The following is a 13,631-nucleotide window of genomic DNA, read 5'->3' as shown; positions in this document are numbered from 1 at the left end:
TATAATAGGAAGGACTATGTCATGTTTCAAGAGCGAAAAGCGATTATTGATATTGGGTCAAACACCATCCGTCTGGTTATCTACGGGATTGATGACTGGTATAATTTTGAAGAACTTCAAAACGTCAAAGTGCCGTCACAATTGAGCCAATACCTCATTGAAAAAGATGATAAAAAATACATGAGCGATACGGGTATCCAGCGCTTAATCACTGCCTTAGATGACTTTGCAACCATTATCAAAAACTTTAAAGTGAATGAAATTAAAGCCCTGGCTACGGCAGCCGTCCGGCAATCGGCTAACCAAGAAGAAATTATCAACCGTGTCAAAGAAAAAACCGGCATCACTATTGGGGTTATTTCTGAGGAAGAAGAAGCTCGCTTTGGCCAGTATGCCGTCATGCATGCTATTACTATTCCCAATGCGCTCACCATTGATATCGGTGGAGGATCTTGTGAGGTCACCAAGTATCAAGACAAGGCCATGGATACCTTCCATAGTTTTCCATTTGGTGTGGTCTACATTCGTGAACGCTTTTTTAAGAATAAGGACCATAATGATGAAGACGCCATTGAAGCGGCTAGGGATTATATCCGCAGTCAATTTAAGCAAGAATCCTGGCTCAAGAAGGCTAAGTTGCCTTTAATTGGGATTGGGGGCTCAGTCCGTAATGTGGCCGAAATGCATCAGCGCATGCATAATTACCCGATTGCGGGGCTTCACGGTTATCAGATGACTTTAGATGATTTAGAAGAAACCTTGGATATGGTTTTAGATACCAAGCCTAAGGATTTGGATGATATTGAAGGCTTGAGTACTGAACGGACGGATTTGATCGTACCAGCTTTGATTGCCTTTATTGAACTCTTCAAATTGTCGAAGGCAAAAAATTTCACAGTTTCTACCCAAGGTTTGCGGGAAGGGATTATCTTAGAGGATATTAATAAGAATTATAATACCCCGATTGATACCCAGCTCATCCGCCTGCGTTCCACCAGAAAAATTGCTCATGACCTGCCCTTTAACGCAGCAGGAACCCAGCAACACGTTGATCTTTGTTTGAGTCTCTACCAACAAATGTGTGATTTGGATCAATTTACTTTTGACGATGAAGAAAGAGAAATGATCGAATTTGCGGCCTACCTCTATCGCTTTGCTAGTTTTGTCAGTCGGGAGGCCGATTCCCAACACACCTTCTACCTGCTCTCTAACACCAATCTCCTAGGCTTTTCTCATTTGGACCGGGTGCGTTTAGCGCTCTTGAGTTCCTATAAGAACCGGTCGCTCTTCCAACTTTATATGACTAATTTCAAGGATTGGTTTAGTGAGGAAGAAGAAGACCACTTAATGAAAGTGGGCGGAATGATTCGCTTTGCCCAAGCCTTAAATTACTCCAAAACTGATCCAGTCAAAAAATTACGCTTAGAACGTGATGAAGATGACAATTACTTGTTGAAAATCTACCACACAGAGCCTATAATTACCGAAAAATACCGGGCCAACCGCCATAAGAAACATCTCAGCCGGGCCTTGGATGGGAGCTTAAGTTTAGAGTTTATCCCTCTGGATAGTCTTGATGAGTAAGTGTTAAAAGTTAATTTTAATTGAATAGTTTAATCCTGGCTGGTTAACTTTCTTACTGGCGTCCAATCATCGATGTGACACATAATTTCTATCTGTTTTTATCGACATTGTCGTATTACTTGTGCATTAAAATGGAGGAGAGTGCAGTATGTCAACCACTAGCAATAATCAAAAAAATACCCAATCCTTGCAGGCTGAAAACTCAGCTGCTCATTATTATTATAATCGGGAGCTGAGTTGGTTAGATTTTAACTTTCGTTGCGTTGAAGAAGCCAGTGATCCCAACAATCCCTTGTTAGAACAATTAAATTTTTTAGGGATTGTCAGCTCTAACTTAGATGAGTTTATTATGGTTCGCTTTGCAGGGGTTTATAATCAATACCTTGATGGCGTTCAAGTGGCTGAAAACAAAACCCAAATGTCACCTAAGCAGTTAATGCAAGGTATCCATGAGCGTAATACGCGAAATGTGAAAGCCCAATATGCCCGCTACCACGACTTGGTAGAATTGTTGGATAAAAAGGGTTACCACCTTAAATCAGTAGCTGATCTCAATGAAGCACAAAAAGCACAAGTAAAAGAGCAATTTGAAGAACTGATTTTGCCCACCTTAACGGCTATCGGTATTGATGCCTACCGACCATTCCCACACTTGAAAAATCATGCCTTGAATATTTTAGTGGAACTAGAGAAGGATCAGAATTCCTATATTGCTGTTGTTCCTATTCCAACCCTACTCAAGCGTTACCTCACTTTAGATGACGGTGAGGGAAAGGCCTATGTTTTAGTAGAAGATGTCGTCATCCATGGCTTAAATGCACTCTTCAAGGGTTATACCATTAAACGTCGGATTCCATTTCGGATTGCCCGGAACGCTGACTTTGAATTAAATGAAGATGATGTCATGGACCTCTTGGACGTGATGGAAGACCATGTCAAAAACCGCCTACACGGGAAAACCGTCCGGATTGAATGGGATACCCGCTGGGAGAGTTCGAATGACCACAATAATGAGGATTTCTTGGAGACCGTCCAACCTTATTTGAAGGTGCCAGAGGAAGGCCTGTATCCCATTAATGGACCGCTTGATTTGACCTTCTTATTTGACCTGGTGGATGATATCAGTGAAGATCACCCTGAATGGATGTATCCCGATTTTGAACCGGTAGAATATCCCAACTACCATGGCGAAAATCTCTACCAATTAATCAGAAAGGGCGATCTATTCTTCCACCATCCTTACGACTCTTTCAAACCAATCTTGTCCTTTGTCGACCATGCTGCTTCAGATCCAAAAACAGTAGCCATCAAGATGACCCTCTACCGGGTATCCAAGCATTCGCCGATTGTCAAATCCTTGAAAAAGGCCGCGGAAAATGGTAAGGAAGTTACAGTCTTGGTGGAACTGAAGGCCCGCTTTGACGAAGAGAATAATGTCCACTGGGCGAGAGAACTCGAAGACGCTGGTTGTCATGTCCTTTATGGCTTAAGTGAACTCAAAACCCACAGTAAAATTACCCTGGTGGTGAGACGGGAAGCTGGAAAAATCCAACGCTACATCCACCTAGGAACCGGGAACTACAATGACAAAACGGCTAAACAATACACGGATATGGGGATTCTGTCGACTAATGAAGCCCTAACTAGTGATGGGTCCAAGTTCTTTAACTTCCTAAGCGGCTATAGTGAAGTACCTGATTATGAGGCCCTCCATGTTTCACCATTTGCTATTCGGGATTCCCTGACGGATTACATTGATGAAGAAATTGAAAATCAGAAAAAATACGGCAACGGGCGCATTATTGCTAAGATGAACTCCTTGACCGATAAACCCCTCATCAAAAAACTCTATGAAGCAAGTCAGGCCGGGGTACAAATTGATCTGATTATCCGGGGAATTTGTTGTTTACGTCCCCAAGTTGAAGGCCTATCGGAAAATATTCGGGTCCGTTCGATCGTAGGTCGCTTCTTGGAACACAGTCGGATCTACTACTTCTACCGCAATGGTCAAAAACATGTCTTCCTCTCTTCTGCGGATATGATGACTAGAAATATGATTCGCCGGGTAGAAATTGAGTTTCCAATTATTGACCAAGATATTGAAGCTCAAATTATCCATTTCTTAGAAGTAGAACTAGCCGATAATCAAAAAGCCAGAGAATTAGGCAGTGATGGCGTTTATCGTCATGTCAAATCCGGCGATAAGGCTATTAATTCCCAAGAACAAATGATGCAAGAAGCCGAAAGTCGCCGTAATGAGAGTGTTATGCGCATTACCCCGTCTTCACCAAATTTTTTCAAGCGGATGACTCGCTTTTTAACTAACCGGCATAAAGACGATTAAAAGAGATAATTAAAAAACACTTGCCAATACCACATGATGTTTCAGTCAGTCTGGTGCTAGATGTGGAAATCGGGCAAGTGTTTTTATTATGGAAATAATTATTTTAATTGGTCATTGTAGTGGGCGCGTTCGCCTCCAATAAACTTCGGACGGGTGCGGGCAGCGTTGACCCAGGCGGAACCGATCCGGTGGTTTTCTAAGCGCAGAGGAACAGCCACTGGTTTGAGGTGCATACCAATCAAGGTGTTCCCAATATCAATCCCGGCATCGGCTTGAATCTCTTCAATAACGATAGGATCTTGGAAGGCTTGGTAGGCCGCTGTGGAAAATGACCCGCCTGCCTTAGGTTGGGGGACCACATTCACTGTGGGAGCAAAAGGACGGGCTTCTCGTTCAGTGACAATGGCCCGGTTAAGGTGCTCACAGCATTGGGTGGCTAAGTATATTCCGGCTTGGTCTAAGCTTTGGTGGATGGCGTCAAAGACCGCTTTTCCAATTTCGGGTTGGGAGTCCGTCCCAATTCTTTCTCCCATAATTTCACTAGTGGAGCAGCCAACCACTACGGTCATTCCGGACTTTAGCTGAGCCTTATTGATTAGTTCTTCTATCAATTTCCGCGCTTGTGCTTGCACTTCTTCTTTCATGATAATCCCTTCTTTGTACTTAGTTTACGCCTATTATAGCAAAAACTATACGGAATAAGCTTAGAATATGCTGGGGAGCTTACTGCCGTGAATAAGATTGTCCCATAAGTGATGAAAAACTAGGCAGCTTTTGTTTACCATGCTAAAATGGAAGGGAGTCTATGAAAAAAGACAAGAGAGTATTGAGGTGAAAGCATGTCAGAGATCAAATGGCATAATGAAAAGGATACCGAAAAAACCGCCCAAAAATTAGCCGACTTGGTTCAAGCAGGGGATGTCATCTGCTTAGAAGGAGACCTAGGGGCGGGAAAAACTACCTTTACGGGCTATTTTGCCCATGCTTTAGGGATTAATAAGGCGATTAAGAGTCCGACATTTACCATTATGCGCGAATATCAAATGGGCCGGCTGCCCCTCTACCACATGGATGCCTACCGTTTAGAGGAAACTGGGGCAGAAGGATTGGGGATTGAAGAATACCTAGAGGGCGACGGGGTCACTGTGGTTGAATGGCCCCAGTTCATTAAGGAAGACTTAGAAACGCCTTACCTGTGGCTGACTATCCATAAGGAATCGGAAACCGAGCGCCGGATTAGCCTAGCATATAATGGTGGACGCGGTAAGGAATTAGCAGCAGAATTATTAGAAAGTTTGGCAGAATAAGCATGAAACGTGAAGAAATACAAATTACTTTAGTAGACGCAGAACAAAAACATGCCAAGGCCCTATTAGACTTTTATAAGAAGGTGGGCGGCGAATCTGATTTTCTCAGTTTTACTTCCCAAGGCCTCGGTATCAACCAGGAACAAGAACAAAGGTATTTAAAAAGTATCCAAGAAAGCTTGAATAACCGGGTCCTAATTGCCTTATTAGATGATGAAATTATCGGAGTCGCTTCAATCGGGGCCCCAGAAGGTTCCAAGGAAGAGCATGTGGGCGAATTAGGTATTTCTATCCTCAGGCGCTTTTGGAGTTTAGGCTTGAGCCATGTCTTAATGGAAGATATGCTGGGCTGGGCCAAGGAAAGCCCGATTTTGCGCTATATCCGCCTGGAAGTGAATGTCAATAACGTCCGGGCCATTAAGCTGTATGAGAAATTTCATTTTGAAGAGCTGGGACGTATTCCTGGAGGACAATATGCCCAAGGAGAGTTCCAAGACACCCTAATCATGGGTTTAAGTGTCTTAAATGACCAGCAAGAGGCAGACGATGACTTACCTGCAAGTGAAGAAGACTAATGATTAAATAAGAAAAAGAGTTGCCCGGTAAGTGTAGCGCTCCAAAAGTTGAAGTCCTAGTTCAACTTTTGGAGGTCACTATATAAGGGCAGCTCTTTTTAAGTACAAACTATCTAATCAAAAACATGCTCCAAGCGCAGAGCAAGCGTCCGCTTCAGAAAAAGGCGACAAATTCTCTTTGAGAATTTTTACGTCTTTTTCTTCCAGCGGTCTTGCTCTTTGGTGCGCTTGTCGCACTCTCAATTTTTACGACATCCAAAAGACATAGACCATAATGGCTAGCAGGAAGAGGTTAATAGCAACCAGGGTCCACTTGAGGCCGGCCTTCTTCTCGTTAAGGGCAAAGACAGTGGCGACAATCGGGAGTAAGTGGCCTAAGAAGAGGTGGTAGCCAGTCAGATGATCAGCGGGCTTTTGCAGTTGGTAGGTAGCATAGATTAAACTCAAGGCAGTCATAAGTAGGGCTTGACGACGTGATTTGTTCATGGAATTTTCCTTTCTGGTAAATCGTTAATGATGGCTAGGATAAGAAAAGCTTAAAAGTCCTTTTGGGACTAAATTAAAAGACTATTTTATGCTATCATAACATTTGTGATAAGAGTAAGGGTTTAACCTAAAAAATGACTTACTCTGATTAAGAAGAAGCGAGGGATACAGATGGATTTTCAAGCCTTTATCGATGCTTTTAGCCCAGAACATATCAAAATCAATGAGCCGCTGAAGCACTATGCCTATACGAAAACCGGCGGCCCGGCTGATCTCTTGGTCTTTCCCCAAAGTAGCCAGGAACTTCAAGCCATGATCAAAAAGGCCAATGAACTCCAGTTGCCCTTTATGGTGATGGGAAATTCCAGTAATGTTATCGTCCGTGATGGCGGTATTGAAGGAATCGTCTTTATGCTGACCCAAATGGCAGCCATTAAAGTGAAAGATCACCAGGTCTTCGCTGAGGCGGGGGCGCGCATTATTGACGTGACCCGGGCTGCTCGTGATGCGGCTTTAACAGGACTGGAATTTGCTTGCGGGATCCCTGGTAGCGTTGGGGGAGCGATCTATATGAATGCTGGAGCCTATGATGGCGAGATTAAGGACCTGCCCCTAAGCGTTCAAGTGGTCGATAAGTTTGGTGACTTAAAGACTTATACTAATGAAGACTTAGACTTTTCCTACCGCCACAGTATTATCCAAGATAATGGGGACTGTGTCGTCAGTGTGGTCTTTGACCTCAAACCGGGCGACTATGACCAAATTAAGGGCAGGATGGACCACTTAACCCAACTGCGAGAATCCAAGCAACCCCTCGACCTGCCTTCTTGTGGTAGCGTCTTTAAGCGACCTAAGGGGCACTTTACCGGCCAACTCGTTCAAGCCGCTGACCTCCAAGGTTATACGGTTGGTGGGGCTCAAGTATCAAAAAAACATGCTGGTTTTATTGTAAATATTGATCATGCCACTGCGGCTGATTATCTGGCGGTGATCCACCACGTCCAAGAAGTGATCAAAAAAGAATTTGATGTGACTCTGGAAACCGAAGTCCGGATTATTGGTCGCGATCCCAAGTAAGCCTATCTGGCGACCAGAGATGGGATAAATGGAATAATATATTAAGATTAAGCTCTAGTGGATATGCCCTAGGGCTTTTTTCATATAATCGTGAAAAGCGGGGAAATGTTTGTAAGCGGTTGTAATCCTTTTATTGGTGCTTTTTACCTGGCATAGTTAAAATAGTATTATACAAAATAAATTTTAGGGATTTTTCATAAAATATTAGGCTAAGTCCAGCTTTTGTGCTATATTTATTAGAATGATACTAGTTTATAAGAGGAGGAGTCAGCGTGTCTAGCCCGTGGATTCAGATGCGTCACTTTAGCTACCGATATCCTCGTCAATATCGGATGGCATTAAGAGATATCAACATAACCCTAAACCATGGTGAGAAAATTTTAATCTTAGGAGCCAATGAATCAGGTAAGTCAACTTTTCTTAAAGCCTTGAAGGGTGAGCTACCAGAGGATGGCGAGTTTTCTGGTGAAATTATTCACAGTGGTGAGTCTGCCAAGCCAGTTGACGGGACGGCAATTCGTGATGTGATTGATGAGAAGATCGATGATAATCCTAATGAATCGGTCAACCACCACAAAAAGGCTATCGAAAAGCGTTGGTATGAACTGGTCGATTGCGAATTGCAACCGGAAGAATACCAGGCACTTTCTCGTGGGGAAAAAGAAATCCACCGCATGTCCCACATCTTAAAAGAAGATAATGAAATCTATATTTTTGACGAACCCTTAAAGACCCTGGCTCCTAAACAACAAAAGGTCTTTATCGATATTATTGACGACTACCATGTTCATACTGACGCCACTATTATTATTTCCGAACACCAATTGGAAGCGATGATGTCTCGTCCCATTGACCGCGTCTTAGTCTTTTCAGAAGGGCGGATTGTGTTCGATGGCCAGCTTAAGGCCCTCTTGGAAAGTGGTATTTTAAATCCCTTGGGCATTCGTGAACCTTTCTATATTACCGCTATGCGCTACGCGGCTTATCCTCTAAAAGACGTTTATAATATCCAGGATGTCCACCATATCTTTGGGCCACAGCTAAGGCAAAAGATTGAAAACTGGATTATGACCCTGCCACGTTTTCGTTATCAAGAAAACAAAGAAGTTCTCCTCGAACTCGATAATGTATCAGCCCTTGTCAATGAGAGCAATCAGCGGGGACTCCACAATATTAACCTTAAAATTAACCAAGAAGAAATGCTGAGTGTCGTCGGCCCTAATGGCAGCGGCAAGACCCTCCTAGCTCAATTGTGTAGTGGCTCCTTAAGGCCTCAGACGGGAACGATTAAGTGGTTGGGCCAAGAACTTCCCCTGGATCAATTTGACCATCTCCGCCGCAATGTCGGTTTGATTACTAATGATGATGTGACCAATATTAGTCAATCACAAGCAGAAACCGTTGCAGATTACCTGGCCCAAAGTCCTGTTCTAGTAGAAGGCGATTATCAGGATGAAGAGCTCAAAGACAAGTTTAATCAGGTCCTAGCCATGGTTAACTTGGATAATCTCTTAGATTTTCCCTTAGACCATCTTTCGGAGATTTCCAAACTTCGCCTAGCTATGGCCCGCTCACTATTAAAAGAGCCTAAATTATTGGTGGTTGAAGAGATCACTGAAGGCCGCGATTTTGTGCATTTCCGCGCCATTATGAATACCTTGCAAGACTTGAATAATCAATACCAGATTGCCATTATGATGACCACCCATGACATTGAAGTCATGCTGGAGTATAGCCGCCGGACCTTGATTATGTCAGAGGGGCATTTGATTATTGATGCCTTACCGGTGGATGTGGCGACTATGCCAGCCTATCTCAACAAGGCCGGCTTAAGGGAAACCAGTTTAACCACCTTCGCAAGGCAATTGGACTTGGTAGATCCCTATACCTTTATCCGTAAATTTGTCGATTACGACCGTGAAATGCAGCAGAATTTAGATTAAAAGCAATTATTCATCAAGCGATTAGCTTCTAAATAAGAATTGGAAATATTTTACTGGATAGTAAAAGGACTGTGAAAATGATACACAGTCCTTTTTTAGTTAAGCGGATTGATACTATTTTTTAAGAACAGACTTTTTTCTAGCTCTTCAAAATGGAAAATTTGACAATTCGAAAAGGCTGGGAGGGGTTGGTTGAGATAGTCCAACATGAAGCGGTACATAATTGACCCATGGCTAACTAGGAGGATATTTTTTTGAGGATAAGTTTTTAGGGCGGCATCAAGGGCTGTTTGAAAGCGCCCTTTAACTGCAGTGACTGACTCGCCCCCAAATTGGCAAAAATACTTATCACTAGGCGGGTCATTGAGTTTGACGCCCTCAAGGCCGCTGATCGCTTTTCCTTCAAGGCTACCATAGCGCCACTCCGCTAGCCGCTGATCAGTCACTAGGGGGCAGGACCTATCTCCTTGGAGAATTTTTGCTGTGGCATAAGCTCGCTTCAATGGAGATGAGAGGATGAGGTCAATACTGATGCCTTTTTGATCAAAATAGTTTTTCGCTTGCTTGGCTTCTTGGATGCCTCTTGAACTGAGGGGGCTATCGATTTGACCTTGAATTTTCCCCTCTAAGTTATAAAGAGACTGGCCATGCCGAATAATAAAAATTTCTCTTACCATCTTGACTCCTTTGTTTGTATTTCTTCTAAGGGTATTGATCTTTGACGCACTTGTCGCACCCTCCTAAACGTGTTCCAGTTACAGGGCGAACGTCCGCTTCAGAAAATGCCAACGCACTGTAAACTGTGCTTATGGTATTTTCCTCCAGTGATTTCGTCCTTTAGCGTGACTATCACACTCTCTTCTCCATTATATATAAGATTAGAGAGACAATAAATGGCCCATTCAGGGTTTTTAAACTTTTGTCTCACTCTCCTTATGTCCTATCAAAATTTTGATAAAGATAGTCAATTCTTGTACCATCTGCTAAAATTATTACTAATCTGTGGGAGGTGTTAGACCGGATGAAGAATAAAAAAGGACTCACTTGGTTAAAAAAGTTGGGCATTTCATTAGCCCTGCTGACAGTGATTTCCCTGGCTGCCACTTATTTTGTAGGGAATTATTTTGTTGATTATGCCTTGGTGCCTAACCAGGGTGGGCAAGACCGCCAAGTTGATCAGGAGACAAAGCCGGGTCAGACTAAGTCAGCTGTTCATGAAATTAATGCCAATAAGGCCCAGGCCAAAGCGGACGCTAAGGCTTGGTTAGACCAGGTAGGGGATAAAAAGGAAGCGGTAAGCATTCGCTCTCAAGACGGGCTCGCTTTGAGCGGAAATTTGTTCCATAATGACTCTGACCAACATAAATATGCCTTGATTGTCCATGGTTACCAAGGTCAAGAGGCGGATTCCTATGATATTGCGCCCGCTTTTTATCAAAAGGGTTACCAGGTCCTAACCATCTCCTTAAGAGCCCATGCGCCTAGTCAGGGCCAATATATTGGCATGGGCTACCTAGACAGTCAGGACTTACTGCAATGGGTTCAGTGGCTGATTGACCGCGATAGTCAGGCCCAGATTGTCCTCCACGGTACTTCCATGGGGAGTGCTACCGTTCTAATGGCCTCAGACAAGCTGCCTGCAGCCGTCAAAGCAGTTGTTGCTGACTGTGGTTATTCAAGTATTTGGGATATTTTTGCTTCTGAGTTAGATAAACGTTTTAATCTCCCCACTTTTCCAGTCCTCTATATGGCTAATACCATGGCAAGACTGCGGGCGGGCTATGATTTACGCGAAGGAAATACCTTAGAATACGTTGCCCAGTCGTCCCTACCGATTTTATTTATTCACGGCGCAGCGGATGACTTCGTTCCGGTATCCATGGCCCGAGAACTCTATGATGCTAAAGCCAAGGGGCCTAAGGAACTTTACATCGTTCCTGAAGCTGGCCATGCCGAAGCCAAGTACAAAGAGCCCACCACTTATTACCAGAAGATCTTCCAATTTATCCAAGACTATGGGGATGGAAATAAAGAATAAAAAGAGAATTTTAAGGAAAATGAAAATAGGGCTTGTCCTTAGCTCAAATATCTGTTATATTACATATAACATATCAGAGAGGAGTCGCTACAATGTCACTTAAACAAATTACTACATTTTCATGGCAAATCCGCATGGTGTAGTTGTGTTTATACTGTGATCAGCATAGATACAACTTCAGCGTTTTTTTGAAGCTGTATCTGTGCGGTAGCTCGACTTAATAAGAATTCCCGCATGGACCACATGAATAGTCTGTGCGGGATTTTTTTATCCTGCAGCTTCTAGAGTTGGAGGATTTTTTTATTGTAAAGGAGTGCCCTATGAAAAAGATTACAAGTTTTGGAGTTATATTAATTACCGCTTTAGCCGTTTTGTTCTTGGCCATGCCAACTTTAATTCAACACCGGACAGCCAGTGAAAACCAGGCAAAAACCAATGTCAGTCAAGAAGATATCAAAGACACTGACCATAAGATTCGCATCGGACTTTTACAACTAACAGAACACCCAGCCTTAGATGATATTCGTCAAGGGGTCTATGACCAACTGGCTGAGCGGGGTTATGTTAATGGTGAAAACGTTGAAATTGACTTTGCCAATGGTCAAGGTGACCAAAACAATCTGAAAATGTTATCCGATAAAATGGTTTCTGATGGCGCTGAATACTTAGTCGGTATTGCCACACCAGCGGCCCAAGCCCTAAAGAATGTGGCCAATGACCAGGTTCCTGTAGTAATGGCAGCTGTTTCCGACCCAGTTGGGGCTGGCTTGGTTAAAGATTTAGACCAACCAGGCTTCCAAGTGACTGGGGTTCGTGATGTCCCACCGGTCAAGGAACAATTTGATCTGATTAAACGAGTGATGCCAGATATTAAAACGGTGGGGATTATTTACAATTCTTCTGAAACCAATGCCCAAAATAATGTCCGCATGGCTAAAGAACATGCCAAAGAGTTAGGCTTGAATGTCGTTGAAAAAACCATCACTTCGACTAACGACTTGGCCCAAGTGGCTGAACAATTGGCCCAAGAAGTGGAAGCCATCTGGGTACCTAATGACAACTCGATTGCTTCTTCTATGAACACCTTAATTTCGGTCACTGACCATTATAAAATTCCAGTATTCCCAGTGGTTGACACCATGGTTGTTGACGGCGGGATGGCTACAGTTGGACTCAACCAATACCAATTAGGGGTTGATTCAGCCAATGTCCTTGCTGACTTGATTGAGGGGGCTGACCCAAGAAATTATTCCGTTGTTATTCCAGAGAAGAAGGCCTTAACCATTAATTCTAAGAAGGCTAATGAACTAGGCATCGAAATTCCAAGTGATGTCGTCAATGAAGCTACTGACGTGGCAAAGGAGGGTAAATAAAAATGATTGATTTAATTACTAGTGCCTTATCCGAGGGCAGTATCTGGGCTGTCATGGGACTGGGGATTTATATTTCTTTTCGGATTTTAAATGCTCCTGATATGACGACTGAAGGTTCCTTTACCCTAGGGGCGGCTTTAGGCGTCCAAGCCATTCATTTCGGTATCCATCCTCTCATCGCTATCCTAATCTCCTTTTTAGGGGGGATGGCCGGAGGTGCCATTACCGGTTTATTGACTACCAAGCTAAGTATTAATCCCTTACTCGCTGGGATTATTACCATGACCGGACTTTACTCTGTCAATCTGAAGATTATGGGCTCGGCCAATATTTCTCTAACGGGTCAAAAAACCTTAAAAACCTTACTAGAACCTCTTAACCTTGGTAGAAATATCGATACCATCGTCATTGGTCTGGTGGTATCTGCTATTGTGATTTGTTTGATGAGTCTCTTCTTTAAAACAGAAATGGGTCAAGCTCTGATTGCTACTGGGGATAACCTGGTGATGGCCAAGTCCTTAGGGATTGATACCCACGAAATGACCATGCTAGGCTACATGCTAGCCAATGGATTGATTGCTGTTGCCGGTGTCTTAGTAGCCAACAGCAATGGTTATGCAGATATCTCCATGGGGATTGGGACTGTGGTGATTGGCTTAGCTGCCATCATTATTGGTGAAGTTCTCTTCCCTAATGTTAGCCTGTCCATGCGTTTAGCTACCATCGTAGCTGGTTCTATTGTCTACCGTTTACTCCTTGGTCTTGTTCTCATGCTTAATTTTGAAGCCAATGACTTTAAGCTCTTCTCAGCCATCATCGTGGGTCTTTGCTTGGCTATTCCAACGATTAGAAGCAAAATGGGAAGCGGCCGGACCAAGAATATTCGCAGTAAGGAGGCTTAATC

The 13,631-nt window shown here is 43.3% G+C and carries 12 protein-coding genes; 9 read left to right on the top strand and 3 right to left on the bottom strand.

Annotated elements, in window-relative coordinates:
• The first annotated feature begins 21 nt into the window (after positions 1-21).
• Both DBT49_RS06910 and DBT49_RS06905 read left to right on the top strand, forming a co-directional pair.
• Positions 22-1,584: a Ppx/GppA family phosphatase gene (locus DBT49_RS06910; RefSeq protein ID WP_070560481.1), complete on the top strand. Its 1,563-nt coding sequence runs from the start codon at positions 22-24 to the stop codon at positions 1,582-1,584.
• A 148-nt stretch (positions 1,585-1,732) separates the two neighbouring features.
• Positions 1,733-3,928 (top strand): RNA degradosome polyphosphate kinase, encoded by a 2,196-nt coding sequence (locus tag DBT49_RS06905; protein ID WP_070560483.1) that lies wholly within the window; start codon positions 1,733-1,735, stop codon positions 3,926-3,928.
• Between the two features lie 98 nt (positions 3,929-4,026).
• Here the strand turns inward: DBT49_RS06905 and DBT49_RS06900 are convergent, their stop codons facing one another.
• Positions 4,027-4,572 (bottom strand): TIGR01440 family protein, encoded by a 546-nt coding sequence (locus DBT49_RS06900; RefSeq protein ID WP_070560484.1) that lies wholly within the window; start codon positions 4,570-4,572, stop codon positions 4,027-4,029.
• 195 nt (positions 4,573-4,767) lie between these two features.
• Between DBT49_RS06900 and tsaE the strand changes: the two genes are divergently transcribed.
• Positions 4,768-5,235, top strand: a complete 468-nt coding sequence (gene tsaE, locus DBT49_RS06895) for a tRNA (adenosine(37)-N6)-threonylcarbamoyltransferase complex ATPase subunit type 1 TsaE (RefSeq protein WP_070560486.1) — start codon at positions 4,768-4,770, stop codon at positions 5,233-5,235.
• A gap of 2 nt (positions 5,236-5,237) precedes the next feature.
• Positions 5,238-5,810 carry a GNAT family N-acetyltransferase gene (locus DBT49_RS06890; RefSeq protein ID WP_070560488.1) on the top strand — a complete coding sequence of 191 codons (573 nt, stop codon included), beginning with the start codon at positions 5,238-5,240 and terminating at the stop codon, positions 5,808-5,810.
• Between the two features lie 246 nt (positions 5,811-6,056).
• Here the strand turns inward: DBT49_RS06890 and DBT49_RS06885 are convergent, their stop codons facing one another.
• Entirely contained in the window at positions 6,057-6,296 is a 240-nt protein-coding gene (locus tag DBT49_RS06885) for a hypothetical protein (RefSeq protein ID WP_070560490.1), read from the bottom strand.
• A 171-nt stretch (positions 6,297-6,467) separates the two neighbouring features.
• Here DBT49_RS06885 and murB point away from each other — a divergent pair, with 171 nt between their 5' ends.
• Together murB and DBT49_RS06875 are read left to right on the top strand one after the other, a co-directional pair.
• Positions 6,468-7,373, top strand: a complete 906-nt coding sequence (gene murB, locus DBT49_RS06880; protein ID WP_070560492.1) for a UDP-N-acetylmuramate dehydrogenase — start codon at positions 6,468-6,470, stop codon at positions 7,371-7,373.
• Positions 7,374-7,645: 272 nt separating this feature from the next.
• A complete protein-coding gene (locus DBT49_RS06875) occupies positions 7,646-9,316 on the top strand; it encodes a DUF3744 domain-containing protein (protein ID WP_141745227.1) in 1,671 nt (556 codons plus the stop codon).
• Positions 9,317-9,411: 95 nt separating this feature from the next.
• On the opposite strand, the gene DBT49_RS06870 is transcribed toward DBT49_RS06875, so the two are convergent.
• A complete protein-coding gene (locus DBT49_RS06870; RefSeq protein ID WP_070560495.1) occupies positions 9,412-9,993 on the bottom strand; it encodes a histidine phosphatase family protein in 582 nt (193 codons plus the stop codon).
• Positions 9,994-10,337: 344 nt separating this feature from the next.
• Here DBT49_RS06870 and DBT49_RS06865 point away from each other — a divergent pair, with 344 nt between their 5' ends.
• From DBT49_RS06865 to DBT49_RS06855, 3 genes are all read left to right on the top strand, one after another.
• Positions 10,338-11,354, top strand: a complete 1,017-nt coding sequence (locus DBT49_RS06865) for an alpha/beta hydrolase (RefSeq protein WP_070560496.1) — start codon at positions 10,338-10,340, stop codon at positions 11,352-11,354.
• Between the two features lie 320 nt (positions 11,355-11,674).
• The gene (gene trpX, locus DBT49_RS06860) at positions 11,675-12,727 is read left to right on the top strand and encodes a tryptophan ABC transporter substrate-binding protein (RefSeq protein ID WP_070560497.1); all 1,053 of its coding nucleotides are present in this window, start codon (positions 11,675-11,677) and stop codon (positions 12,725-12,727) included.
• Positions 12,728-12,732: 5 nt separating this feature from the next.
• On the top strand, positions 12,733-13,629 hold the full coding sequence (locus DBT49_RS06855) for an ABC transporter permease (RefSeq protein WP_060779084.1): 897 nt from the start codon (positions 12,733-12,735) through the stop codon (positions 13,627-13,629).
• The last annotated feature ends 2 nt before the right edge of the window (positions 13,630-13,631 follow it).

The sequence above is a fragment of the Aerococcus mictus genome (genome assembly GCF_003286595.3).
Taxonomy (GTDB): domain Bacteria; phylum Bacillota; class Bacilli; order Lactobacillales; family Aerococcaceae; genus Aerococcus; species Aerococcus mictus.
The sequence above is the reverse complement of the archived record's forward strand: the minus strand, read 5'-3'. Positions and strand labels throughout refer to the sequence as shown.